The 26,980-nt window shown below is 34.9% G+C and carries 25 protein-coding genes; 21 read left to right on the top strand and 4 right to left on the bottom strand.

Annotated features, from left to right (window positions below):
- Positions 1–456 precede the first annotated feature (456 nt).
- Positions 457–1,374, top strand: coding sequence for a proline dehydrogenase family protein (locus AC6CHR_RS17055; protein WP_498250190.1), 918 nt, complete (start codon positions 457–459; stop codon positions 1,372–1,374).
- 58 nt (positions 1,375–1,432) lie between these two features.
- A complete protein-coding gene (gene pruA, locus AC6CHR_RS17050) occupies positions 1,433–2,980 on the top strand; it encodes an L-glutamate gamma-semialdehyde dehydrogenase (protein WP_498250189.1) in 1,548 nt (515 codons plus the stop codon).
- A 325-nt stretch (positions 2,981–3,305) separates the two neighbouring features.
- Here pruA and AC6CHR_RS17045 read toward each other — a convergent pair whose 3' ends face one another.
- Positions 3,306–3,530 (bottom strand): hypothetical protein, encoded by a 225-nt coding sequence (locus tag AC6CHR_RS17045; protein WP_498250188.1) that lies wholly within the window; start codon positions 3,528–3,530, stop codon positions 3,306–3,308.
- A 322-nt stretch (positions 3,531–3,852) separates the two neighbouring features.
- Between AC6CHR_RS17045 and AC6CHR_RS17040 the strand changes: the two genes are divergently transcribed.
- The 3 genes from AC6CHR_RS17040 to AC6CHR_RS17030 all read left to right on the top strand — a co-directional run bounded on the left by AC6CHR_RS17040 (position 3,853) and on the right by AC6CHR_RS17030 (position 7,572).
- The gene (locus AC6CHR_RS17040; protein WP_498250187.1) at positions 3,853–4,425 is read left to right on the top strand and encodes a TetR/AcrR family transcriptional regulator; all 573 of its coding nucleotides are present in this window, start codon (positions 3,853–3,855) and stop codon (positions 4,423–4,425) included.
- A 153-nt stretch (positions 4,426–4,578) separates the two neighbouring features.
- On the top strand, positions 4,579–6,684 hold the full coding sequence (locus tag AC6CHR_RS17035) for an MMPL family transporter (RefSeq protein ID WP_498250186.1): 2,106 nt from the start codon (positions 4,579–4,581) through the stop codon (positions 6,682–6,684).
- 195 nt (positions 6,685–6,879) lie between these two features.
- The gene (locus AC6CHR_RS17030) at positions 6,880–7,572 is read left to right on the top strand and encodes a pseudouridine synthase (RefSeq protein ID WP_498250235.1); all 693 of its coding nucleotides are present in this window, start codon (positions 6,880–6,882) and stop codon (positions 7,570–7,572) included.
- Positions 7,573–7,720: 148 nt separating this feature from the next.
- Here AC6CHR_RS17030 and AC6CHR_RS17025 read toward each other — a convergent pair whose 3' ends face one another.
- Together AC6CHR_RS17025 and AC6CHR_RS17020 are read right to left on the bottom strand one after the other, a co-directional pair.
- A complete protein-coding gene (locus tag AC6CHR_RS17025) occupies positions 7,721–8,089 on the bottom strand; it encodes a hypothetical protein (protein ID WP_498250185.1) in 369 nt (122 codons plus the stop codon).
- A gap of 149 nt (positions 8,090–8,238) precedes the next feature.
- The gene (locus AC6CHR_RS17020) at positions 8,239–9,030 is read right to left on the bottom strand and encodes an HAD family hydrolase (protein ID WP_498250184.1); all 792 of its coding nucleotides are present in this window, start codon (positions 9,028–9,030) and stop codon (positions 8,239–8,241) included.
- Positions 9,031–9,342: 312 nt separating this feature from the next.
- On the opposite strand from AC6CHR_RS17020, the gene AC6CHR_RS17015 reads away from it, so the two are divergent.
- The 11 genes from AC6CHR_RS17015 (at position 9,343) to AC6CHR_RS16965 (ending at position 19,575) form a co-directional block, all read left to right on the top strand.
- Positions 9,343–9,543: a cold-shock protein gene (locus AC6CHR_RS17015; protein WP_498250183.1), complete on the top strand. Its 201-nt coding sequence runs from the start codon at positions 9,343–9,345 to the stop codon at positions 9,541–9,543.
- Between the two features lie 299 nt (positions 9,544–9,842).
- Positions 9,843–11,315, top strand: a complete 1,473-nt coding sequence (locus AC6CHR_RS17010; protein ID WP_498250182.1) for a gluconokinase — start codon at positions 9,843–9,845, stop codon at positions 11,313–11,315.
- Positions 11,316–11,504: 189 nt separating this feature from the next.
- Positions 11,505–13,118, top strand: coding sequence for an ABC transporter substrate-binding protein (locus AC6CHR_RS17005; RefSeq protein WP_498250181.1), 1,614 nt, complete (start codon positions 11,505–11,507; stop codon positions 13,116–13,118).
- Positions 13,119–14,120 carry an ABC transporter permease gene (locus tag AC6CHR_RS17000; protein ID WP_498250180.1) on the top strand — a complete coding sequence of 334 codons (1,002 nt, stop codon included), beginning with the start codon at positions 13,119–13,121 and terminating at the stop codon, positions 14,118–14,120. It abuts the gene before it with no gap.
- Positions 14,117–14,953: an ABC transporter permease gene (locus AC6CHR_RS16995; RefSeq protein ID WP_498250179.1), complete on the top strand. Its 837-nt coding sequence runs from the start codon at positions 14,117–14,119 to the stop codon at positions 14,951–14,953. The genes AC6CHR_RS17000 and AC6CHR_RS16995 overlap by 4 nt, the downstream gene beginning before the upstream one ends.
- A 33-nt stretch (positions 14,954–14,986) precedes the next feature.
- Positions 14,987–15,910, top strand: a complete 924-nt coding sequence (locus AC6CHR_RS16990; protein WP_498250178.1) for an ABC transporter ATP-binding protein — start codon at positions 14,987–14,989, stop codon at positions 15,908–15,910.
- Positions 15,900–16,508 carry an ABC transporter ATP-binding protein gene (locus AC6CHR_RS16985; RefSeq protein ID WP_498250177.1) on the top strand — a complete coding sequence of 203 codons (609 nt, stop codon included), beginning with the start codon at positions 15,900–15,902 and terminating at the stop codon, positions 16,506–16,508. The genes AC6CHR_RS16990 and AC6CHR_RS16985 overlap by 11 nt, the downstream gene beginning before the upstream one ends.
- A gap of 117 nt (positions 16,509–16,625) precedes the next feature.
- Positions 16,626–17,042 carry a hypothetical protein gene (locus AC6CHR_RS16980; RefSeq protein ID WP_498250176.1) on the top strand — a complete coding sequence of 139 codons (417 nt, stop codon included), beginning with the start codon at positions 16,626–16,628 and terminating at the stop codon, positions 17,040–17,042.
- A 454-nt stretch (positions 17,043–17,496) separates the two neighbouring features.
- On the top strand, positions 17,497–17,703 hold the full coding sequence (locus AC6CHR_RS16975) for a hypothetical protein (RefSeq protein WP_498250175.1): 207 nt from the start codon (positions 17,497–17,499) through the stop codon (positions 17,701–17,703).
- Between the two features lie 198 nt (positions 17,704–17,901).
- The gene (locus tag AC6CHR_RS16970) at positions 17,902–18,675 is read left to right on the top strand and encodes a CPBP family intramembrane glutamic endopeptidase (protein WP_498250234.1); all 774 of its coding nucleotides are present in this window, start codon (positions 17,902–17,904) and stop codon (positions 18,673–18,675) included.
- 399 nt (positions 18,676–19,074) lie between these two features.
- Positions 19,075–19,575, top strand: a complete 501-nt coding sequence (locus AC6CHR_RS16965; protein ID WP_498250174.1) for a DinB family protein — start codon at positions 19,075–19,077, stop codon at positions 19,573–19,575.
- A 137-nt stretch (positions 19,576–19,712) separates the two neighbouring features.
- On the opposite strand, the gene AC6CHR_RS16960 is transcribed toward AC6CHR_RS16965, so the two are convergent.
- Positions 19,713–19,859 carry an SH3 domain-containing protein gene (locus AC6CHR_RS16960; protein WP_498250233.1) on the bottom strand — a complete coding sequence of 49 codons (147 nt, stop codon included), beginning with the start codon at positions 19,857–19,859 and terminating at the stop codon, positions 19,713–19,715.
- A gap of 354 nt (positions 19,860–20,213) precedes the next feature.
- On the opposite strand from AC6CHR_RS16960, the gene AC6CHR_RS16955 reads away from it, so the two are divergent.
- The 5 genes from AC6CHR_RS16955 to AC6CHR_RS16935 all read left to right on the top strand — a co-directional run bounded on the left by AC6CHR_RS16955 (position 20,214) and on the right by AC6CHR_RS16935 (position 26,968).
- Complete coding sequence (locus tag AC6CHR_RS16955; RefSeq protein WP_498250173.1) at positions 20,214–21,521, top strand: extracellular solute-binding protein; 1,308 nt, start codon at positions 20,214–20,216, stop codon at positions 21,519–21,521.
- Between the two features lie 312 nt (positions 21,522–21,833).
- Entirely contained in the window at positions 21,834–22,709 is an 876-nt protein-coding gene (locus AC6CHR_RS16950; RefSeq protein WP_498250172.1) for a carbohydrate ABC transporter permease, read from the top strand.
- A 61-nt stretch (positions 22,710–22,770) separates the two neighbouring features.
- Positions 22,771–23,616: a carbohydrate ABC transporter permease gene (locus AC6CHR_RS16945; RefSeq protein WP_498250232.1), complete on the top strand. Its 846-nt coding sequence runs from the start codon at positions 22,771–22,773 to the stop codon at positions 23,614–23,616.
- 60 nt (positions 23,617–23,676) lie between these two features.
- Positions 23,677–25,446: a sensor histidine kinase gene (locus AC6CHR_RS16940; RefSeq protein ID WP_498250171.1), complete on the top strand. Its 1,770-nt coding sequence runs from the start codon at positions 23,677–23,679 to the stop codon at positions 25,444–25,446.
- Position 25,447: 1 nt separating this feature from the next.
- On the top strand, positions 25,448–26,968 hold the full coding sequence (locus AC6CHR_RS16935; protein WP_498250170.1) for a response regulator transcription factor: 1,521 nt from the start codon (positions 25,448–25,450) through the stop codon (positions 26,966–26,968).
- The last annotated feature ends 12 nt before the right edge of the window (positions 26,969–26,980 follow it).

Genomic DNA, 26,980 nt, shown 5'->3' with positions numbered 1-26,980 from the left:
AATAGTATCTTAGTTTAATTAGATTTTCTATATTTCAGTGCTGATAAACCCAAAAACTTTTTTGACCATTTGTATTAAAGTTAGCTCGTATAAACTAGAAACCAAGATCGTCATTTTCGTCTTGTAACATTATAAAATGTAACAGTAGAAATTTACACAATTAGCTTTCCAATTTAAAGTTATATTTTTTGCACTAGACCCATAGTTATTCGCTATTGGGTCTATTCTTGTTTGTGGAAAAACATCGATATTCTTTTGTAGGTAGTTTAAGGAAGACAGAAAAGTGGAAAAGCAGTTATATAGAGCTCTCATGAGTGCAAGTCTCTATAACAATTACATTGCTGTTTTAGTAAATCTAAAAGGTAGTTGCTATATTGATCTGACAAATTTGGATCTATTAAAAAGTTAATTGATCGTGAACTTCATAAAGTTTCGATTCAATGGGGGTGTTTTCAAGTGCAGGTTATCACACGAGACTTCTTTTTATATTTATCTAAAAATAAATTATTAAATCGTGCAGCTCAAACATGGGGAGGAAATATTGCTGCAGGTAAGATTGTTGGCGGTATTGATTTTCAAAGCTCTATTAAATTTATAAGAACGTTAAATGAACAAGGTTTATCTGTTACAGTTGATCACTTAGGTGAATTTGTCACGGGTGAAGTAACGGCAAAGAAACGAACAGATGAGTGCATTCAAACAATCGAGACAATTGCTAAAGAACAACTAGATTCTCAAGTATCATTGAAATTGACTTCTCTAGGTTTAGATATTGATGAAAAATTCGTCTATGAAAATATGACAAGTATCTTAGATACAGCGGAAAAGAACCAGATTATGGTTACCATTGATATGGAAGATGCGCAACGTTGTCAAAGAACGCTTGATATTTTCAGAGAATTTAAAGAACGATATACCTTTGTAAGTACTGTATTACAAGCTTATTTATATCGAACTGAGCAAGATATCGTTGACTTAAATCAATACAATCCATTTTTACGGCTAGTGAAGGGAGCATATAAAGAGTCTCCGTCTGTAGCTTTTCCTGAAAAAGAAGATGTAGATAAAAACTATAAAAAGTTGATCAAAATTCATTTGTTAAATGGGAATTATACGGCCATAGCATCACATGATGAAGATATGATTGAATTTACGAAGAAATTAGTCAAAGAACACAACGTACCAAAAACACAATTTGAGTTTCAAATGCTATTTGGAATGTGCACGTCCTTACAAATGAAATTAGTAGAAGAAGGCTACAAAGTTAGAGTTTATGTACCATATGGTGAAGATTGGTATGGATATTTTATGAGGAGGCTTGCAGAACGCCCTTCAAATATTGCATTTGCATTGAAAGGTATGGCAAAAAAATAATGGTTTTATGACCATTGTTTTCATAGATGAAAATAAAAATGATAAGGAGTAGATAACGATGACAACACTTTACAAACATGAACCATTTACAGATTTTACTACTGAGGAAAATCGAGCTGTTTTTGAAAAGGCATTAGAGAACGCGGATAAAATCATGGGAAAAGAATATCCACTGGTTATAAATGGTGAAAAAATAACATCAGATGATAAAATTGTTTCCTATAACCCTGCTAATAAAGAAGAAGTCGTCGGGATTGTTTCGAAAGCAACGAAGGAACATGCAGAAATGGCTATTCAATCAGCTGCGGAGGCTTTTGAAGAGTGGAGGTATTGGAATCCAGAGGAGAGAGCAAACATCTTATTTAGAGCCGCAGCCATTATTCGTCGCAAAAAACATGATTTTTCTGCACTTTTAGTAAAGGAAGCAGGAAAACCATGGAATGAGGCTGACGCAGATACAGCGGAAGCAATCGACTTTTTGGAATATTATGCTCGGCAAATGATTGAATTAGCACGAGGTAAACCGATCATGAGTCGTGAAGGTGAAATCAATAAATATGTGTATACACCTACAGGAGTATCAGTTGTTATCCCACCCTGGAACTTCTTATTTGCAATTATGGCAGGAACAACTGTAGCCCCAATTGTAACTGGAAACACAGTTGTTTTGAAACCAGCTAGTACAACTCCTATTATTGCAGCATTATTTGTAGATGTATTAGAAGAAGCTGGGCTACCAAAGGGTGTAGTAAACTATGTTCCAGGCAGTGGGGCAGAAGTGGGTGATTACTTGGTAGATCATCCGAAAACGAGTATCATAACATTTACCGGTTCTCGAGAAGTGGGAACGCGAATTTTTGAGCGAGCTGCAAAGGTTCAACCAGGGCAACAACAATTAAAACAAGTCATCGCTGAGATGGGCGGAAAAGATACCGTTGTTGTAGACAAAGATGCTGATTTAGAACTAGCTGCACAAGCAATCTTCACATCTGCCTTTGGCTTTGCTGGGCAGAAGTGCTCCGCTGGGTCACGAGCCGTCGTTCATGAGGATGTATATGAGCAGGTTCTTGAGAGAGTCGTTGAAATAACGGAGGATAAAATTACCGGTAACCCTGAAAGTGCTGACACATATATGGGTCCTGTAATAGATCAAGCATCCTATGATAAAATAATCGATTACATTCGTATTGGTGGTGAGGAAGGTCGCTTAATGTCGGGAGGAAAAGGGGACGATTCAAAAGGCTACTTTATCGAACCAACAATCTTTGCTGATCTAGACCCAAATTCTCGGTTAATGCAAGAAGAAATATTTGGACCAGTCGTTGCTTTTTCGAAGGCATCGAACTTTGATGAAGCACTTGAAATTGCAAATAACACAGAATATGGATTAACAGGTGCGGTAATAACAAGAAATAGAAAGCATATCGAACGGGCAAAACAAGAATTCCATGTAGGAAACCTATATTTTAATAGAAACTGTACAGGAGCTATTGTTGGATACCACCCATTTGGAGGCTTTAAAATGTCTGGAACAGATTCAAAAGCTGGTGGACCAGACTATTTAACACTGCATATGCAAGCAAAAACAATTAGCGAACAGCTTTAAGTAAGGTAACAAAAAGACATTCCTCGTGGTGAATGTCTTTTTGTTTTGTTCTATCATCTCAATCAGAGGTAATTTAAGGTTATCTTATTGTGGTGGTTAATCTAGGCAAAGCGGTACACTTATTAAGTGGTTCAATCATTAACAATGAAGTTCAAAAGCCAAAGTCATCAATTATAGTATATTAAATGCATGGCAAAATAGAGGTGAAAACATCAATAAGGAGTTGATTTCGAATGTATCTGTTGTGCGTTACCTTCACAATAACCTTGATTGATAGGCAATAATTGTTTGGAATTTCTATATTATTGTTCATTATCCCATTTTACTAAAGTATGTTTGAATCCCGTTTTGAATCGCCTATTTGCATACGTTCTAGTTCAAGTCTCATTTTTTCTGTTTCAATCAAGTAGTTTTCTTGTTTAAGCTTTTCTAATTCCAATTCCTCTTTGATCATTTTATGTTTTAATTTTGCCTGGCTTTTGAAATGATCTGTCACGATTGCAATAATAGGAATAGAGAAAATCATAATGACTGCGACTAATCCTGTCAATTTAGTATCCTCCTAGCTCATTTTATCGGTATTAGAATCTTACTATTACTTTTTAATTACAATTCAGAAAAAGTAGTTTCCTACTAGTAACTAACTTCCGTTAATTACCTATATCATAACAAATGTAGGGACAAACTAGAATATCATAAGGTCAAATTTGGTAATTATTTTGTCCTGTTTTATAAAGTTAACTAACGATCAATCCTTTTTGCATAAATGATTGTTCTAAAACGCAATGAAATCCTTCCTCACAAATCTTGGGAAAATTAGTTGCTTTTATAATGTTCAGTATTCGTATTATACTAAGTATTGAGGTGAGGAAATGGGAAGAGAACGAAAGTTTACAACAGTAGATTTATTTCATTCAACAAAGCATCTATTACTTGAGATTGGATACGAAGGATTTACCTTTAGTATACTGGCTGAACACTTAAATGTTGCAAGAGGAACAATATATAAATATTTCGAGAATAAGGATGAATTAATTACTGCATTTATGTTGTATGAAATGGATAATTTTCTTGCTGAATTAAAACAAATTGATAAAATTGGTAGTTTTGAATCCAAATTTGAGTTCCTATTAACTATCATATTTAATCACCATGAAGTACAGCACTTTCTTGATTTAACGAAACAAATTTCAGCAACAAAAAATGAAGTAGTCAGAAATAATATAGAGAATTTAGGAAAGCTACATCTCGAAATGTATAGATATCTTCAAGACTTTGTAGATTTAGGAAAGAAAAAAGATATTCTAAAAAAATCTATACCAGATGGGTTGATTTTAGGTTTTATTTTCCAATCAATAGCAATTCCTAACCATTTTGGTACCCCGCATGAGGAATGGGTAGAATCGATTAAACAAATAATTAGTCATGGAATGTTCACAGAATGATAATTGACACTAACGTCACATTGAAAGATAATGAAAAGTGACATTAGTGTCATTTTTAACAGAAGTGTTTTAGCATGATGAGATTTTCTAGAAGGAAGACACTTTATGATACATAATGAAAAATAGCTACTCAAAAAGGGGTGTGGGAAGCATTTGAAAAAGCTATTACATTCAATTACAGATCAGGTAACATCCAAAAAGGGAATGTGGATAACTCTTGGAGCATGGTTAATCGCAACTTTATTATTAGCAGGGCTAGCTCCAAGTGCTAAGGATTACGAAGTTTCAGGTATTGATTCTCTTCCTAAGGATGCAAAATCTGTGATTGCCCAAAGTAAAGTTGATGAGTATTTTAGTGAAAATGATGGGCTTCCAGCATTGTTGGTTTTTCAAAATGATGGAAAAGAATTAAAGGTAAATCAATTAACTGAATTACTAGAAAAGGTAAAAAGAGAAAAGATTGAGGGAGTAAAGGAAATCGTTTCTTTGGCTGATTTACCACCACAAGCTACAGCTGGATTTTTTTCCAAGGATCAAACAACAGCTGTTATCCCTTTAACTTTTGAATCAACATTAGACACAAATGAAATGAAGGAAGCTCAAGAAAAGGTTCAAAAGATAGCTGATGAATCAACAGACTTAACGTTGTATATCACCGGTCCTGCTGGAATAGCTGTAAATACGTTAGACTTGTTTTCAAGAGCAGACGTAGTTCTTATCTTATCAACAGTGGGAATAATATTAATTTTATTAATTGTGATATATCGGTCACCATTATTAGCATTAATCCCATTATTAGCAGCAGGTTTTGTTTATGAAGTGGTGAATAAAATACTTGGCTTGATGGGTAAAGCTGGATTAGTAGTAGATAAGCAAACACTATCAATTATGAGTATTTTATTGTTTGCGGCTGTTATTGATTATTCATTGTTTATCTTTTCTCGTTTTCGTGAAGAGCTAAAGAATCATGATGATAAACATCAAGCGATGAAATCTGCAATGAGAGAAACGGGAATACCTGTATTTTATTCTGGAGGAACCGTATTAGCTGCGATGCTAGTATTATTCTTTGCTGAATTTGCGGATTATCGAAATTTCGCCCCTACATTTGGAACGACTATGGTAGTTATTATGGTGGCATCAGTAACGTTAGTTCCAGCTTTATTCACACTATTTGGTAGAAAGTCATTTTGGCCTAAAGTGCCAAAAGTGGGTGACCCCAAGGTTTTCACTAATTCTTTCTGGAGTAAAGTAGGAAGATTTGTTGTGAAAAAACCTGGTATATCTACTATCGCAGTCGCTGCTATTCTTTTACTATCAGCGAGTAATATATTTAATTTAACGTACCAATTTGATACATTGAAGTCTTTTCCAGATGATATGCCTTCTAGACAAGGATATGAAATTTTAGAAGAAAAGTTTGAAAAAGGTGACTTGGCTCCAACAACTGTAATAGTTGAATCAGAAACTAAGATTACTCCTGAACAACAAGATAAATTGATGAATCAGATTATAGATCAACCACTAGTAAACAATGTCCGTATTGATAATCTTACAAAGGATGAAAAGGTTATTAAATATAGTCTAACATTTGAAGAGAGCCCTTATTCAACGGAGACGATGGATGCTTTAGAGTTACTAATTAATGACGATCAACTATTAAGTGACATTCATCTTGAAGGTGAATTATATTTTGCTGGAGAAACAGCTAATCAAGTGGATGATCGATCAGTAAATAATAGAGATTTAGTGGTTATTGTCTTATTAGAAACACTGTTAATCCTGATTATGTTAATCTTTTTAACAAAATCAATTAAAATGCCAATTTATATGATGGGAACGATTTTACTATCATTTCTTGCAGCACTTGGTTTAGGTATGTTTTTAACTAGTTTATTCTTTGATATATACTCAATTAGTAACCGAGTTCCACTCTATTCATTTGTTTTCTTAGTAGCACTCGGAATAGACTATAATATCATCTTAATTTCTAGGTTTATGGAAGAAAGAAAGCATCATTCCGTAAAGAATGCTGTTGAAATTGCTGTGTCAACTACTGGTGGGGTGATTTCATCTGCTGGTATCCTTCTTGCAGCGACCTTTGCTGTTCTTATGACACAACCTATCGAAATATTATTTGTATTTGGCTTCATTGTGGCTGTAGGTATTATATTAGATACATTTTTAATAAGAGGTGTATTACTTCCTGGATTGCTTGTATTATTTGAAAAGGATAAAGAAGGTAGTAAAAGCGAATAGAGAAAGCTAAAGAACCAATCATAAATTAGGAGTAGCCAAACATTTGAAGTTGCTCCTTTCTCTTTTTTTAAGACTGCTGAAAGTCGGTTAAAGATAAAGTTGAGAGTAAAACTTGTAAGTTTGATCAAAAATGTAGAATATAGATTGAATGGTTATAAATAAGAAGTGTCAAAACATCTAGAAATGGTGTGTGGAATGAGAATAAATAAATATATAAGTGAAACAGGATTTTGTTCACGTAGAACAACAGACCGGCTAATTAAAGAAAAACGAATAACTATAAATGGTACTGTGTGTTTGTCGGGAGACGAGGTTGAAATTGGAGATATCGTTTTGATTGATGGTCATCCAATTACTTCTAGTAAAAGTGCTCCCGTATATTTAGTCTTAAATAAGCCCATTGGTATAACATGTACGGCAGCAAAACATGTAGAAAGGAATATTATTGATTTTGTAGATTATCCAGAGCGGATTTTTCCGATTGGACGTTTAGATAAAGCCTCTGAAGGTCTTATTCTCCTAACTAACGACGGTGCTATTGTCAACAAAATCATGCGTTCTGAGTACAATCATGAGAAGGAATACACTGTTACAGTGGATAAACCATATACAGATTCTTTTATAGAAGGAATGGCGAATGGTGTTGAAATCCTCGGTGTTCAAACAAAACCCTGTATCGTAACAAGAATCAGTGATACAGTATTCAAAATCATTTTAACTCAAGGTCTAAATCGGCAGATCCGTAGAATGTCTAAGGTGTTTGGATATAAGGTTATTAAACTAAAACGGATTCGAATTATCAATATAAATCTAGATGATTTGCCAACGGGGAAATGGCGAGAACTTTCTAAAGAAGAATTAGACGAATTAAAAGGATTTTTACACTAATGAAAATAAGTTAAAAAGGTTGAAACATAAGGGCCTGACACCTCTAACAAATACTAATATATTGGGTATTTTATTTATAAACGGCCTATATTTTGAGATAGAGGGGTCTGACTCTTTGGTTTTGGCAACCAACCTTAAACTATTTAGTCTAGTTAGGTTTATTCAAGCTCATTGGTGATTCGGAATAGGTATTAGTTGCTTCACAGGATTTTATGAGATTTGTTGTTACCCGATCCAAATTACTTAACACATAACAATAGTCTAAATCAGTTATATCCATTTTGGTTAACCGTGATAAGTGGGATAATGCTTTGTATAGGTATATTAACTCGGAAGTGTGTATTTCAATCTTATCTCTTGTATATAAGAGAGTTTCCTGAGCTACAGTTACTATTTGTAATAACCGTTCAAAAGCAGGTTCATTATCAAATAGTTCAATTTGTTGTATTGGGTCTTTTGTTAATTTTGAAACTCGCAATCTTTTTTCTTGGAAATCCACATTCGTAAACTCTACCATCATTATAACTCCTTAAAGTTTTTAACTATTATTTCCTTCATTACTTGAAAATATACAGATTCTTTAAAGAAGTAAGGAGTTCAAAATATGAACGAATTAGATATGAGAAAACGCGCATATAAAGAATATATGCACGTAAATACTGCTCATTATTCGACAATGCCAATTGACTTCAAGCCATTATAAATGCCGGAATTTGTTACCTTTGTGGTAGTATGCTTTGCATACTGAAAGAGGTCAGGGTGTCCATTACCCATTGCAAAGCCCTCTCCAACGACGCTAAGCATTTCTTTGTCATTCATTCCATCACCGAAAGCCACAGACGATTCTTTAGGGATATCAAGCATTTTAAGAATATGCTGAACAGCAATTCCTTTATTTACATTATCACGAATAACATCGTAACAATGGCGTAATCCATCTACATTTACTTGTGATAAATGGATACTTTTGTCGTCTTCTTCATATAGAATTGGTTCATTTTCACTTAGGTTAATTAATGTAATTCCTAGTATTAAGTCGATATACTCCTTAGAATAACTTTCGTTTTTATGTAAATGAAAAGCATGTAGAAAGCCTTTTACCACTTCACTATTTAAATCCGAGAATATATTTTTTTCGTGAGTATACAATACTAGCTCATGACCGTTACTTTTAGCAATTTGAACAAAGCTCTCTACTGTTTTCGCGCTCATTGGCTCTCTGAAAATATCCTTTCCTTTATGAATAGCGTAAGCTCCATTGTAGCCGATAAACGATTCAATATTTAATTCATTAGCAATATGTTCAATTTCATGTAAAGGCCTGCCTGTCGCTAAAAATACTTCGATTCCTTTTTTCTTTACTTCTGAGACAGCATGTTTTGTAGATTCTTCGATCGTATCATCAGGCTTTAAAATAGTTCCATCAATGTCTAGAAATAATATTTTATAATTTGTCATCATCTACTCCAGAATTTTTATTTTGGTGTTAAAAATTAGTTAAAAGCAACAAACTTTTCAAAAGAATGATTACCAAAAGTATAATGAAATTTTAACATATAAATGCAAAAGAGTGAAAATTCTTAAACGGGAAAAATAGAAGAATCACTTACAAATCGAGTATGTAGCTGTATTTCTAAGTGGAATTTATTGAGTTGGGAAAATACAATCTAAAAAAATTTATATTTTTGGTTTAATAAGTTTAATGACGGGTATAATAATAATCGAAATTATCATCAAACTTGTTTTGAATGATTTAGGAGGAATTTGTAAATGGCACAAGGAAAAGTTAAGTGGTTTAATTCAGAAAAGGGTTTTGGATTTATTGAAGTTGATGGTGGAGAAGATGTATTCGTTCATTTCTCTTCTATTCAAGGAGAAGGGTACAAAAGCTTAGATGAAGGCCAAGAAGTTAGCTTCGATATTGAAGAAGGTAACAGAGGTCCACAAGCAGCAAACGTTCAAAAAATATAAAACCTAATCAACTAAAAAAGAGGATGACAATTTTGTCAGCCTCTTTTTTGCGTTTTAAAAAAAGATTCTCACTCTTAAAATCTTCGTCGTATCTATAAGGAGATATTACTAGGTGTTACCCAACTTTTAGAAAATAACCAAAAATAATGCATCAATAAAGCTTAGTTATATCCGCTTAGTATCATCTTCAGCTTCGAAACTTTAAAAATAGTAAGACATTCAATCTAAATTGCCTTTGTCTATATCGTTATAGTTTTGATATGATAGTAAATAAGAATTTATTGAAAAGAGATGAACGAATGAATAGAGAATTTGTAATCGGACTTGATATCGGTACCACAAGTGTTAAGGCAGTCGTATTTAATTTAGTTGGCCATGTAATCGCTGAGACGGAAAAATTGATTACATCATATTATCCACAACAAGGTTGGGTTGAACAAAATCCAGTTGAGATTGAGCAGTCAGCAATCGAAGCTATTAGTGATGTCATGGTAGTAGCAAAGGTCGAAAAGAATGAAGTAGTTTCGATTGGTTTTTCATCGGCTATGCATTCACTTATCTGTATAAATGAACATGGTGAACCATTATCTCAGGCACTCATTTGGGCAGATGGTAGAAGTAGTGAACAGGCAGATAAATTGAAGCAAATAAATGGATTCGAATCTTATTCGAAAACAGGGATGCCGATCCACCCGATGTCACCGCTCGTAAAACTAGTATGGATGAAAGAAGTGGAGTATGAACCTTACATAAAAGCAAGTTACTTTTTATCAATAAAAGAGTATTTAATCCTTAAATGGTTTGATAAAAGAGTGATTGATTATTCTATGGCAGCTGCAACTGGATTATTCAATGCGAAAACATTACAGTGGGACGAACAGCTACTTGACCATGTAAATGTTGAGAGTAATCAACTATCGGAAATTGTTCCGCCGACTTATCCTTTAACAGAGATTAAGGTAGACGTAGCAACAAGGATGGGGATTTCACCAGTAATGCCTTTTGTAATCGGTGCAGCTGACGGACAATTAGCTAATTTAGGAATAGGTGCCATTTCACTAGGTGAGGTTGCTGTGACTGTCGGTACTAGCGGTGCAATTAGACAATTTACCGAGGGTTTTCAAATTAGTAAGCATAGTGAAACGTTTTGCTATGCATTTACTGATAGCACATCAATTATTGGAGGTCCAACAAATAATGGTGGGATTGCATTACAATGGTTGAAGGAACTTTTAAATGATCAAGGTAGTTTTGATGAATTTACCGCATTAGCGACGGAAGTGCCACCAGGTGCAGAAGGTATGCTTTTTCTTCCTTATATAAATGGAGAAAGAGCCCCACTTTGGAATCAACAAGCTAGAGGTAATTTTTTTGGAATGACGGTTACACATAAAAAGGAACATTTTGTTCGTGCTGTTCTAGAAGGCATTACGTTTAATCTTTATCAAATTGGCAAGGCGTTAGAAAATTTAGCTGGAGAACCAGAAAAACTATTTGTCAATGGAGGACTAGCTAGATCACCGCTTTGGCTACAGATGTTGGCTGACGTCTTTGGGAAAGAAGTTTACGTACCTGAGAGTCACCATAGTGCGGCATGGGGTGCAGCCTGGACTGCATTAGTCGGAATTGGCAAGGTTCAATCCTTCGAGGAAATAAAAAATAACATTCCTATGGGAGCACCGGTAAAACCAGATCAAGAAAGTCATAAACAATATACAGCTATTTTTCAGAAATATGAAAGATTAGCATCTGACATCGCTAAGCACTTTTAATAAGGCTCTTTTCTAAAAGTTTGTTGCTTTAGTACGAATATTGATCTAAATTGAAGCTATGTCAAAAGGATATCAGACTAATTTAGCGAAAAGAGCACGAAGATATCCTTAAAACGCACGTGCCAAATAGAAATATAGTTTAATAAAATGATGTTCTTAAGTTTATTTGTCGTTTTAGGAGAGATTTATTTGAAAAAGAAAGTATTCAGTTTTGGATTGGCCTGTTTAGTTTGTTGTCTCATCTTAGTAGCTTGCTCAACCTCGAAAAATGTTTCTGAAAAAGCTGAGGATAGCGTCACGATGAAAAGAGAGGAGCTAATTCTGGCTGTTGGAGCGGAGCCAGAAACAGGATTTGATCCGACAACAGGTTGGGGTAGATATGGATCACCGCTGTTCCAAAGTACCCTTTTTAAAAGAGATGATGAGCTTGCTATCGTAAATGATTTGGCATCGAGCTACGATGTAAGTGACGATGGTAAGGTATGGATCGTTAAGATACGGGATGATGTGAAATTTTCAGACGGTGTGCCCTTAACAGCAGCTGATGTACAATTTACATTTGAAACAGCTTTAACGAATGGTTCTGTTGTTGATTTTAACGTAGTAAAGAAAGTGGAAGCGACTGACGAATATACAGTAAAATTCACTTTAACGGAAGCACAATCAACATTTATTAACTCATTAATTGCGACAGGGATTGTACCAAAGCATGCTTATGGTGATGATTATGCGGCGAATCCGATTGGATCTGGTCCATTTCAACTTATACAGTGGGACAAGGGTCAACAACTAATCGTAGAGGCTAATCAAGAGTATTATGACCCTATTCCTTTCTTTAAAAAGGTTACCTTTATCTTTTTAAATGAAGATGCAGCATTTGCTGCTGCACATGCAGGTCAGGTTGATGTTGCTTATATTCCTGCTTCATTTAGCCAACAAGATGTATCGAATATGCGCTTAGAAGCAGTTAAAACAGTTGATAACCGTGGGATCGCCTTTCCTTTTGTGAAATCCGGAGAGTTGTCGAGTACAGGTTTATCTGTTGGAAATGATGTAACAGCTGACCTTGCTATTCGAAAGGCAATTAATTTAGCAATCGATCGCGAAGCACTTGTTGATGGTGTATTAAATGGCCATGGAACACCAGCATATACATCAGTAGATGGACTTCCATGGTGGAATCCAAAAACCGTCCATGCAGATGCAGACCTTGATGGAGCTCAAAAGCTTCTTACTGAAGCAGGATGGAAGGATGACGATGATGATGGGACTCTCGAGAAAGAAGGTTTAAAGGCAGAATTCTCCTTATATTATCCCGCAGATGATTTAACAAGACAATCTCTTGCAATAACTGTAGCAGATATGATGAAACCATTAGGTATAAACATAAACATCGAAGGTGAAAGCTGGGATACGATTGAAAAGAAGATGTATTCGAATGCTGTATTGATGGGATGGGGAAGTCATGATCCTCTTGAAATGTATAACGTCTATAGTAGCGAAGAAGCAGGTGTAGATTATTATAATACTGGATTTTATAAAAATGAAACAGTGGATACATACCTTGAAAAGGCTCTAAATGCTACTAATGAAAAGGATGCAAATGAATACTGGAAAAAGGCGCAATGGGATGGAAGCACTGGGTTAAGTGCAAAAGGAGATGCACCTTGGGCATGGTTGGTTAATATTGATCATTTATATCTAGTAAATGAAAGGCTGGATATAGGTAATCAAAGAATTCATCCTCATGGCCATGGTTGGCCAGTGACAGATAACCTTGTTGACTGGAAATGGAATAAATAAATGACCAAACATGCACTAATTAGTATAGGAATCTATTTATTAAAGAAAGTGTTAAGAATTGCTTCGCTTTTATTTGCGATATGTTTAATATCATTTTTGTTAATGAAAAGCTCTCCAATTGATCCGATACAGGCATATGTAGGTGCTGATATGTTGAAGGTAGGTCCTGAGCAACGAGAGAAAATCGCTGAATATTGGGGTGTAGACAAACCAGTTATTGAGCAGTTTTGGAGCTGGGGTACAGCCATACTTGCAGGTGAGTTAGGAACGTCAATGATATACCGTCAACCAGTTTCAGAGATTATTGGTGAAAGGTTTCTACATTCCCTTTCATTAATGATAACAGCTTGGATTTTTTCTGGGGTAATAGGGTTTGTGATGGGTGTTATTGCGGCGATGAAAAGGAATACCTGGATCGATCGATTGATTAGAGGATACTGCTATATACTTGCATCAACACCTACCTTTTGGATGGGATTATTATTGTTGATCATTTTTGCGGTGTCACTAGGTTGGTTCCCAATCGGATTGGGGGTTCCAGTAGGAGTTCTTGCTGATGATGTCACGATTTGGGATCGAGTAAGACATCTCGTTTTACCAGCCGCAACACTCAGTATTGTTGGGGTAGGGAATGTTGCGTTGCACACGCGCCAGAAGTTAATGGATGTACTTGATAGTGAGTATGTCTTGTTTGCGAGAGCTAGAGGAGAACAAGGATTTATCTTGTTTTGGAGACACGGGCTACGCAATATTGCTATTCCTGCTATCACTTTACAATTTGCGGCTTTTAGCGAGTTATTTGGAGGAGCAATTCTAGCAGAACAGGTCTTTTCCTATCCAGGACTTGGACAAGCAACAGTGGAAGCAGGTTTACGCGGAGATGTACCTCTTTTACTAGGATTAGTTATTTTTAGTGCACTATTTGTTTTTATTGGAAATTTAATCGCTGATCTTATTTATCATCTACTTGATCCGAGGATGAGGGAGGGAAGGACATTATGATTCATTCCCTCAAATTAATATCTAAGAGAACAAGAACACTTATTGCTACTGTTCTTGCTTTAGTTCTTTTAGTATGTGTTGTAGTAGGAGGCATTATTCTTGATGAGGAGACGATTTCAACAAACCTAAATCTCAGAAATACCTCACCATCTTTAGACCATCTCTTTGGAACTGATTGGTTAGGTAGAGATATGTTTTCTCGTACGATTATGGGACTTTCTTTAAGTATAGGAATTGGTCTGATAGGAGCTGTTGGAAGTACTTTTATTGCGCTCCTATTCGGAGTGATTGCTGCAACAATGGGGAAAGTTGCTGATCAGGTTATTTCATGGCTTATCGACTTATTCTTGAGTGTGCCACATCTCGTCACACTTATTCTCATTTCATTTACTTTAGGTGGGGGATTCAAGGGGATTGTTATTGGTATTGCCCTTACTCATTGGCCTAGTTTAGCTCGTGTCATCCGGGCAGAGGTGATGCAAACCCGAACAAATGAGTTTGTACATGTATCTAAGAAAATGGGGAAATCACGTTTGTGGATAGCGACACAGCATATTTCACCTCATATTTTTCCACAAATCTTGGTTGGATTCATTTTATTGTTTCCTCATGTGATATTACACGAAGCAGCTGTAACATTCTTAGGTCTTGGTCTATCGCCACATGAACCTGCTATAGGGATTATTCTTTCTGAATCTATGAAGTACTTATCTTCAGGTATGTGGTGGCTTGCATTTTTTCCTGGCCTTTGTTTACTAATCATTGTTCAGGTGTTTGATGTGATTGGGGAAAAGGTTCGATGGCTTATTGACCCAAATAGAGCGCATGAATAGAATAGGATACTTAGAGAAGCAAGGAGATTTGTTATGGCAATCCTTGAAGTAGAAGATTTATCTATATCATTTAAGCAATATACAAGTGGGCTCCGGCAACATACACTTCAAGTCATTTCTAGTTTGACTTTATCGATTCAGGAAGGTGAGATCCTAGCCGTTGTTGGGGCTAGTGGTTCTGGAAAGAGCTTACTCGCTCACGCAATTCTAGGTATCTTGCCTAGCAATGCTCGGATGAGTGGAACAATAAACTTTGCAGGTGAAGAGCTTACATCTAGTCGTCAAAGTGCTTTACGCGGAACAGAGATTGCTCTAGTACCTCAATCAGTGAATTATTTAGATCCATTAATGCGTGTCGGAAAACAAGTACGTACCTCAGCGAATAACAATGATAGGATTTCTTCGCAGAGAGAAGTCTTCAAACGGTATCAATTAAAGTCAAATGTTGAGGGAATGTATCCATTTCAATTATCAGGTGGGATGGCAAGAAGAACACTGTTATCGACGGCGATGGTTAGTGGTGCACGTCTTATTATCGCTGACGAACCAACACCAGGTCTAGATCCTATAGTGATGGCCGAAGCCCTAAACCATTTTAGAGAATTTGCTGATATTGGCCGTGCTGTCATGTTGATTACCCATGATATTGAATCAGCACTTACGATTGCTGATAGGATCGCTGTTTTTTACGCAGGTACAACTGTTGAAATTGCACCTGTTGCAAACTTTAATGGGAAAGGTGAAGAGTTACGCCATCCTTATACTAGGGCGTTATGGAATGCACTCCCTCAAAATGATTTTATTCCAATCTCAGGTTCCAGTCCCCATCCAAATGACTTGCCTGATGGTTGTTTATTTGCACCACGTTGTGGAATGTCTACATCGGAATGTAGAAAAGCGCGTCCAAAGATGAACGAAGTGCGCGGAGGAATGGTAAGGTGTATACATGCAACTTAAAGCGGAACAGATTTCCTTTCGATATGGAGAAGCACCATGGCTCTTTAAAAATGTTTCTTTAACTGTAGATCCAGGTGAAATAGTCGGATTGACTGGTCCAAGTGGTTGTGGAAAAACAACTATCTGTCGAGTATTATCAGGCTATGAGCTCCCACAAGAAGGTCGTATTACATTAAATGGAACACGACCTAAGGAGAATGAGTATTATCCCATCCAATTAGTTTTTCAACATCCAGAAAAGGCAATAAATCCTAGGTGGAAAATGGAGAAAACCTTAAATGAAGGATGGAATCCAGATAGAGAGTTGCTGGATTGTTTAGGGATTGAGCAAGAATGGTTAAAAAGATGGCCAAATGAATTGTCTGGTGGGGAACTTCAAAGATTCTGTGTAGCCCGTGCTCTCGGTCCAAATACAAGGATACTAATAGCGGATGAGATGACAACGATGCTCGACGCTATTACACAAGCACAGATTTGGAATGCAGTCTTGAAAATTGTGAAAAAGAGGCAAATGGGAATGATTGTTGTAAGTCATGATGCAAAGTTAATCCAGAGACTTTGTCATCGTGTGGTTGATTTTGAAACGTTGAAACAGTAAAATATTGAATATCTAACACTTGTTAATCTATCTCTATAGTGGTTGTACTTTTTTAGCCCCAATGTGAATAAGTTGTAAGGTACAGCTTAATGTAGCTTATAAATGGGGGTGTCTGTAATGAAGGTTGTCGATCAATTAAAGCAATTTATAGTCAATCAGGATGTTATTCCAAAATCAATTAAAATACACCCTGATGCATTAGTAGAACTAGAAACGGAAAAATTCGTTTACTCGATAAATAAAGACGCAAAGAAGCCTGTGAAACGATTTATGGGGATTGAACTTATACCAACTATTGATGTAAAAGACTTTGATGTTAGCGAGAAGGATGACAGTAGAGAAAGTTGGATTGTGAAAAAGGAAGTCAAAAAAATAAGAGAAAAGTATATAAATGAAGAGGGAGAATTAACAAAAGATATTAGCTTGTTATTTGCGTATCTTGGTTATCTGGAAAGAGAGCTTGAAGATAAAACAAACTACCTTAACTATTTAAGAACAAAGGATACAGATAGCTCAGTAAATCAACAAAAATAAACCCAATCCATATATGAAAAGGCTTGATTCACTTTAAGCCTTTTTTTCGTTTACAAGAAGATAGAAATTTTATGAACTTAGAAACCGGACTAAAAGGATGCCTTGCTCTAATTAACTATTAACCAATTAATAACTTTACTTTAGTCGTTGAAATTTAATATGTTTCTAACTGTTTATAAGTATTCAGGTTTAAACATGTTCAACATAAGATACTGACATTTTATCTAGAAATCATATTATTTTAATGGTAATTTAACGAAAATATGGTATGATTTACCTGTATTGATAAGTTTAGTGGAATGAACGAAGTTATAGTTGTCTAGGAATGGTTTCCTGTTCGAGGGCAAGACTTCGTGTTCCTTTCATTTGCCTTTCAACTTGATGATATGTTGAACTCTTGTTAATCGAATAATTTGTTCATAGATAAAAAATTAAATTCAAACGAGGTGATTTAATGAATTTTTTAGATTGGTATGATTGGATTCAACCGACTAATCCGTATGCCTCATTATTTTTTGGAGTTATTTTCACAATTGTAACAGGGTTAATTGCCTGGTTTGATACGAAAAGGATTAGAACTTCTGTCTTAATAATTGTTGGAGGTTTAAGCTTTACCGTTATTGGAGTTATTATCTTAAATGTCTTCGGTTATTATGGCTAAAATATGTTTGATATGAGGTGTTCTACTTTTAAAAAAGGTAAAACACTTTTTTAAATTTTTCAGGAATTAATAAGCGAAGAGATATTTATTTGTTATTTTCAAAGAAAGTGAAACCTCATATTTTCCAAATCGTATTAATGATGTGAATTGTATGATATAAAGTTTGGTTGTGTAGGTAATGAAATGTCCGATGTTTATATGGAACCAAATCGCTATTCACCAGAATGGAGGAAGTTATTGAAAAATATTATCTTAAACATTATTGGGTTAGAAGTACTATTAATCATTTTTTTTACGGCCAACGGAGCATATGCATCAATTACAGAACCAACTAGCCCTCTATTACAATTTATCGGATTAGTTCCTTTGGCAGTAGGTATTTTCATTTATCTCATAGTGAAAAAGAAATGGAATCATTATTTCTTTGAATTAATGCCCAAATTAACAATGAGCAACCTTCTTCTATCTTCTCCATTAATACTAGTATTAATATTCATACTAGTGGGATCTAAAGGATTAGATACCTCATCTATCACGGATTTGGTATATATGTTCATCATGCAAATTTTTGTCGTTGCATTTATTGAGGAGACCATTTTTCGTGGTTTTATGCTCAAGATGTTGCTTTCTAAAGGTGTAAAAATTGCAGTATTAGTATCTAGTATTCTCTTTGGTATCACCCATTCCTTACAAATTTTAGGTGGACAATCAATTGAAGATACAAGTCTACAAATTATATATGCCTTTTTAGTTGGACTTGTCCTGTCTTTACTTATCGTTAATAATCAATCTATTATCATTACAATCGCCTTCCATGGATTGAATAATTTCTTTAACTTTATGGGACATAATGAAAGCCCGTTCCTATTTAATTATCTCATTATCGCTGTTTTACTTGCGTATACATTATTCTTATGGAGACGCACAAATAAAAAGTCGTTGGTCAGACAGAATCTAACCTTTGTAAGCTAACAATTCAGCTCATTTTGTATTAAGTATAGAAACGGTCACACAGGATAAGGTGAACAAATTAGAATTCTAATTTGTTTACCTTTTTACGTTATTTTTTGTAAGAAAAATGATAAAATCTAGAATAATAAAAATAATAAGAGATTTCATGTTAGAATTTAGGATGCGGATATCTATGGATGATTTTTTATGCTATATCTATCGTTATCAAGTTAGAATCTTTGTAGCGCATTCGTCTATCTACTATGTTTTATTTGTTTTTAATGTATTAAGGTGAAAACTTTGAACACTTTTTATGAATTAAATAATGGAAAATACTTCAAAGATTTGACTACATAGAGAAGGTAATCATCTCTTTGTAACGAAAGTAGTAGGGAAGATAATTTGAGGAGGTTACGAATAATGTTCCAATCAAAGGAAGAATTTTTACAGTCATGGAAATTCGAAGCAGAGACAACTATAAAAGTATATAGCAAACTAACCGATGAATCACTTAAACAACAAATTACATCAGATAATTGGGATTTAGGCCGTCTTTCATGGCATATTGTGACAGCGATTAAAAACATTGGTTCCCAATCAGGTTTAATTTTTGAAGCACCAACTGAGGAATTACCCGTTCCAACTTCAGCAGAATATATCGCTGAAAGCTATGAAAAAGCAAGTAATGCTTTTGTTGAGGCAGTCAGTTCGGAATGGACTGATCAGACTCTAAGTGCAGTAAGAACTGTATTTGGTCGAGAGATGTCCATTGGGACATTGTTGGTATCATTGTTGCAACATCAAATCCATCATCGAGGTCAAATGACAGTACTTATGAGACAAGCTGGATTAGTAGTACCTGGCGTGTATGGACCTTCAAAAGAAGAACTGGCGATAATGATTGAAGCTCAAAGTAAGTAACTTTTCTCATTGGCTCTATGCTAAAGAAGACTCTTATTAGTTGTGTAAGGGGTGGGAACTTATTCACCATTGATTTGATGTTAAATACAAAAAAAGGACCAAATCAGGTCCTTTTTTTGTATTTGTTTAAATGTATGTTACTTAATATAGGTCTTTGATACATAACCATATGTCTTACCAAACTTAATTTTATGCCAAGATCCATTTGTTGAAATGATAGTCACTTTTTGATTCCTCTTTACTGATCCGATTCCTTCCTTTGAATCATATGGCCCCTCTTTAATTGGTAATTAGGAAACAGCAGGATTTCCCCATGCATTTAAATTAGATTCTTTCATACCCCTGTTCCTTGCAGAAAATACAGTGTTAATCTAACGACCATTCTGTTTCAAACCTGCACCGTTTGTTTCATCCACTGCTACGCTACTGTTCGCATGCCACTCCTAGCCTCCATATACTTGATAGTTGATTGTATCATCGTTTTTTGGAGAAAAGTGCAAAATTAATAACATGTATAAAAATCTTATATAGTTAGTGAAATTTTAGGATAAGATCTTAATTTTTTAGGATTATCAATCTAGTAGAAAGCGTTTACAATTTAGTTGAGATAAAATTTTCTTTACAGGGGGTAAGTGAGAATGAGATCAAATAAGATTATAAGTCTAGTTGCTATTATGATGGTTTTGATGTTATCCATTATGACAGCATGTTCAGGTAACAGTAAGAATGAAACTTCTGGTACGACAAAGGAAAATAAAGAAAAAATAGAATTAACATTTTGGAATATCTGGACCGATCCATCTCCCCAGAATGAAGCAAGTTTGGCCCAGGTTGAGCAATTTATGAAGGATAATCCAAATATCGTGATAAAACAGCAAAACATACCACATGATCAATTTAAGGTAAAAGTAAAAACGCAAGCAGCAGGGAAACAGCTTCCAGATTTAATTCAAGTTTGGCCGGGAGCAGAACTAACACCATTAGTAGACGGGGAATTAATCCAGCCGCTTAATGATATTATGAGTAATTGGGATGGGTTAATAAATGAAAGTATGTTAAAGGATTATCAGGTTGAAGATAATCAATATGCTGTACCGGCAAACATAACACCAACAAGTCTTGTTTACTATAATAAAGAGATGCTATCAAAAATAGGTTACGATGAATTTCCTAAAACATATGAAGATTTCAAAGGTTTGATTGAGAAGTTAAAAACAAGTGATACAATACCAATTGCACTCGGAAATAAAGGTCAATGGCTATTACAATCAAGCTATATCTCAACAATTGGTGATCGAATGACTGGTAGTGACTTTTTAAATAAAGTATTAAACGGAGAAGCTAAATTTACCGATGAGCGATTTATAAAAGCGGTTGAAGTTATTGAAGAATTAGCTGAGCTAGAAGCATTTAATGAGGATTACAATTCAATTGACAACAATCAACATCGAGATCTTTTCATTCTAGGTGATGCTGCAATGATGATTGATGGAGCATGGTCGTTAGGACCTGTATTAGAAGGAATTGAAGATCGAGAAAATATTGGGATAGCACCGTTCCCTTCTCTTGAAGGTGGAGATGGTAATCCAGCAGCTGTATCTGCTGTTACAGGAACTGGAATTGCTTTAAATAGTAAGCTTGAGGGAGATAAATTAGAAGCTGCCCGAACGTTTATAAAGGAATTCTATTCAGAGGATTATTACAAAGAATTAATGAAAGCTGATGTATTGGTACCTGCTGACATAGAACCACCTGAAGGTGTCAGTCCCTTACTTATAGAAGTTGCTGATATTATGAGCGAGCAAACAACACCTGTTTATGATGCAACAGTTCCAGTTGATGTAACAGACGTGATTAATTCCGGCTTACAAGAAGTAACGATTGGAACGATGACACCAAAAGAACTTGGTGAAAAGCTACAAGAAGCTGTCGATAAACACAAATAATTAAGAAAAGCGTAAGCGACTTGTTCAGTCCGACAAGCATAATTTAACTTATCTAATTTAAATAGGAGGGAATCAGGACAACGGGATCTTGATTTCCCTTTTTACCAATAGCAGAATTCATATGTTATTTTATATTTTTTAGGTGTCTAGCTCCAGCGCCCAGTGACTAGTGAACTTCACCCTCCTCCTTATGATAAGTCAACATCGAATCCTATTGCTCTTCGTGTTTCCTTTATCTCATACGGAGTGCTCCAGTTCATACGTCGCTAAACGTGCGCTTGCGCTTTTCTTACCAAGGAGGGAAGGGAAACCATGCATTTATTAAGTCGTAATAAATGGCCAGCTATAATTGGTTTAGCTCCGGCTTTTATCATTTATATATTATTTGCGATTATTCCTATCATTATCTCCTTTTATTATTCAGTCATGGAGTGGGATGGATTTACCGATATGCGGTTTGTAGGGCTAGCTAATTTTAAAGAAGCCTTAACTGACCAAGTTTTCTGGCTAGCTCTTAAGAATAATTTATTTGTCGTGGCTGCTTCAGTCTTTGGGCAAATACCAATAGCATTATTCTTTGCATTGCTTTTGAATAGAAGTCTTAAGGGTGGAAAGATATTTAGAACGTTAGGTTTTATGCCAGTTGTCATCTCAACGGTCATCATCTCGTTAGTTTGGGGGATGATGTATAACTCAAGAAGAGGGTTGTTCAACCAATTACTTGAAAATGCAGGTTTAGAAAAATGGACGCAAAATTGGCTTGGTGACCCAGAATGGGCAATGATTTCAGTTTGTATCACAATTATTTGGCAATTTGTAGGTCTCTATTTAATTATCTTTCTAGCTGCCTTACAAAACATCCCACAAGAACTATATGAAGCGGCAGAAATTGATGGGGCATCTGGTTTTAAAAAGACATTGCATATCACCCTTCCTATGATGAGGGAAACGATTATTGTGGCGGTGATTTTATGTATTAGTGGGAGCCTTAGAACGTTTGATCTTATTTATGTCATGACAGCAGGAGGTCCAGGTCATTCAACTGAAGTATTGGCTATGTATATGTTCGATCAAACATTTTCTTCCACACGTTATGGTTATGGAAGTACGTTATCTTTATTTATCTTCTTCTTTAGTTTAGGTCTCGTTTATCTATCAACGATCATTCTTAGAAAAAAGTCAGATTAAGGATTGAGAGGAGGAATTTCTTTTGCCACAAACCGTTATCAAAAATCAGAAGAAAGTTAGTATCGAAGATCATAAACTACGAGCAACAAAATACACAAAAAAAACAATCATTTACCTATTACTTAGTATATATGCGCTAATTAATGCCTATCCAATTCTTTGGATGATCTTAAATTCATTTAAAGGTAATATTGAATTTGCAAAAAATCCCTTTGGACTACCAATAGAATGGATGTTTGAAAATTATGCAGCAGCATGGGAAACGGCAAGACTTGATACCTACTTTTTAAATAGTTTAATTGTTTCAGTAGCTGCAGTCGTCATCACAGTTTTAGCTGGTGCACTTGCCTCTTATTTTTTAGCACGCTTTACGTTTAAATGGGGTAAATCTATGTATGGATTCTTTGTATTTGGGATGTTAATTCCAATTCATGCAACGTTAGTACCAATGTTTTTATTGATGAAGAATTTAGGCTTATTAAACACACATATCGGGTTAATCTTACCTTATATAGCATTTAATTTACCTATCACAATTTTTATCTTGGTCAGTTTTATGCGAGCATTCCCTAATGATATTGAAGAGTCAGCCATCATGGATGGTTGTGGAGTATTTCGGATTTTTTGGTCAATTATCCTTCCAATGACAAAACCTGCACTTGCTACTGTTGTCATATTGAACTTTATAAATAACTGGAATGAATTTTCTTTTGCGTTAGTGTTGATAAATGATGAAGCTCTTAAAACATTGCCACTTGGTCTAGCAAACTTTGCCGGTCAATTTACGACAAACTATGGAGCACAAATGGCTGGACTTTCAATTGCAATTATCCCAACTGTTGTTATATATTTGTTACTTGAAGAACATCTCGTCAAAGGGATGACAGCAGGTGCAGTAAAAGGATAGAAAACTGTATTAATGCTATACAGATAAAGTAAATTAAAGCTAAGAGGAGAAGGAGATAGTATGGAACGACTCCTGTTCTTTTCACGCTGGAAGTTAATCTGGCAATTCCTATTAATCTTTGTTGTATTAATCATTATCCCAATGTTTGCGTTTAGTTTGTTTATATATTCAAAAGCCAACCATGCCATTCAATTACAGGCAATTAATAATACGAAAAGCCATTTAGAAAAAACGGAAAAGAATTTGACTACTGTTCTTCAGGATATAGAAGATATTTCTTCATATATGATCTATAGTGAAGATTTTAGTAGATTTTTGAATACGAGTAATACCCCTGAACATAAAATCATTTTAAAGGACTTGGAGGATCGAATTACTGGTTATTCTGTTTTTCATTTGAATTCTAAGCCGTATATGAATTCTATTACTCTAACAGGTATGATGAAGAACCGAATTCATATAGGCTCACCCTTACTAAATGATGATGAAAAAGAATGGAATAAAAAAGCAATTAAATTAGAAGGTATGGCCTTCTGGAGTGGTGCCTATACAGTAACCGACTATTGGCAACGGAAAAGTAAGGTGATTAGTTTATTTCGAGTTATTAATGATATCAATAATGTTTCTAGACCTATAGGTATGGTCACAATACGACTAGATGTGAACAAATTATATGAGCTAATGGAAACAGGCTCTCGGGGACAAAAGCAATTGTTTGTACTTGGTGAAAACAATCAAGTAGTGCTACATTATAATGAACATTACGTTGGTAAAAGATATAGCGATGAAACCTTACTAACAGCGATTAACTCACTAGAAAATAAAGCAGGAACAATCAATTTTGAAAAGGATAAAGAGACATTTACTCTTGTCACACAACCATTAAAGGACACGAATTTATCTCTAGTTGCGGTAGTAGATAAGGGGAGTGTTGCAGAAGGGTTAACAGGACTTCAAAAATCAATTAAACTGATGATTTTTGCCTTAACAATGTTTGGCATACTTGCAATGGTTGGTTTCTATCATTTTAATATTAAGCGAATTGTCCATTTAACTAGGCAGACCGAGCGAGTAGAAAAAGGTGATTTTAATGCGAAAGTTCCTGAGGGATCAAGTGATGAAATTGGAGTACTGGCATCTAGATTTAATCAAATGGTTGATCGCTTAAAGTATCTAATAGATAGTAAATATAAAATGGAAATAAGAAGCCGTGAATCTGAATTGAAATTACTTCAAAGTCAGATTAATCCTCACTTTTTATATAATACTCTAGACATGATTCGTTGGACTGCAAGGCTAGAAAACGCCATGGAAACAAGTAAGTTAATTGAGCAGCTGTCAAAAATGTTTAGAATTAGTTTGAATAGAGGCAAGTATTGGATCTCATTAAAGGATGAGTTATCATATAGTCAAATCTATCTAGAGCTACAAAAGCGGAGGTTAGGTGATAAGTTAACTTTCACTTTTTATTGTGATCACGAGGTATTAAAGGCAACTGTTTTAAAACAAATGATTCAACCACTCATCGAAAATAGTATTAACCATGGCTTTGAAGATTTTCGTACGACACGGAACATATATTTGCGATGTTATCGAGAACATTCACACTTATTTATTGATGTAATTGATAATGGGAAAGGCTTTCCAAAGAAGAACTTCCAACAAAATATTAGCGATGGTTACGCATTAAATAATATTCAAGATCGATTATATTTAGCGTTTGGGGATAAAGCAGGTATTTCAATTATCGAAAAGGATACCCATGGAGCTTGGGTAAGAATGTTTATTCCTTATAATGAAAACGCTTCGAATAATAAAGTGGGTGAATAGTTTGACGCTGAAATTGTTAATTGTTGATGATGAGCCTATTATCTGCCAAGGTTTAAAAATGACTATACCTTGGCAAGGGCTTAACGTGGAAGTAATAGGAGAGGCATATGATGGGGAAGAGGCTCTATCTATTATTAAAGAGAAGCATGTTGATATCATTATAACGGATGTTAGTATGCCGGTATTGGATGGTTTAGCTTTAGCAGAAAATGTTTCAAATCACTTTCCACATATTCATATGATTTTTATTAGTGGATATGATGAATTCGAATACGCGAAACGGGCAATAAGGCTGGGGGTAAGAGACTATCTTTTAAAACCAGTAGATATTGATGAACTTATCAAGCTTGTAGAGACAATTCAATTAGAATTAGCAAAAGATCGAGAGAGACAACAAATCTCTTTGATCAAGCAGCTCTTATCTTCAATCGTTTTGGAGCAAGAGTTAGATTTTCTTGAAAATACAACTGTTAATGATATAGGTGGATATCAGTTTCTTTGCAGTGAAATGAAAGACTGTGCAAATACGATGGAATATATGAGTAGAGATGAACAACTAAGTGTTAAAAGTAAGTGGAAAGAGAAAATGGACGAGGAACTTAGAACACACGATATAGTAGCGGTATCAATATTTACGGATGAAAACCAGTTATTGACCTGTTGTAAAGCTTCTTTGGAAGCAAACGATAAATATGTCGAAATAACCGCTTCTATTAGTCTTTTATTAGGGATAGAAATTCGATTATGCTATTCTGATGTTGCAATGGATCTGACTGAAATAAAAAAAAGCTATCAAACAAGCTTGGATGGGATTAAGATTGCTCATACAAAAAAGCAACATGTATTTAACGCTTCAAAAATCTGTTTAAATCATAGGGAAGATGATTTAAACAAGGTAAAAAAGGAATTCAAACAAATCCTACATAATGATGAATCGTCTTTCGATAAATTTGTGAACAACCTTTTTATTTATTTCGAAAAAAATAGTTGGCTTCTCGAGGATGTTGTTTCTAGTTTAAGAGAGATAGTGGTAGAACAATTAACGATGCCTATTAAACAACCGTTAAGATTATTTGGAGATGTCAATGTAACATTCTACAATTCTTATTGCTTAATTAAGGAGTTATTTATCAAAGATATAGAGGATTATATCTCTTATCAACATTCTGTTGCAGACGGAAGTCAGCGTTGGTTAATTAAGAAAGCACTTCATTATATAAAAGAGCATTATGCTAGTGATTTGAAGGCTTCTGAAGTTGCAAATGTGATCAATGTTTCACCGAATTACTTCAGCCAGATTATTAAGCAGGAAACAGGGAAACATTTTAATGATTATTTACATGAAGTTCGCTTATACCAAGCAAAGATTCTTTTAAAGGAAACTCCATACCGTGTATTTGAAATTGCAGAAATGGTTGGCTATAAAGATTACAAATATTTTGTTCATATTTTTAAAAAATGTACGTCAACAACTCCCACGAAATACAGAAATGTACTAACGAGTTTAGAAGTGGAGATTTAAGATGTAATCTGA

It is taken from the genome of Metabacillus sp. GQ13 (assembly GCF_059758525.1).
This window is presented reverse-complemented; position numbering and strand designations above follow the sequence as displayed.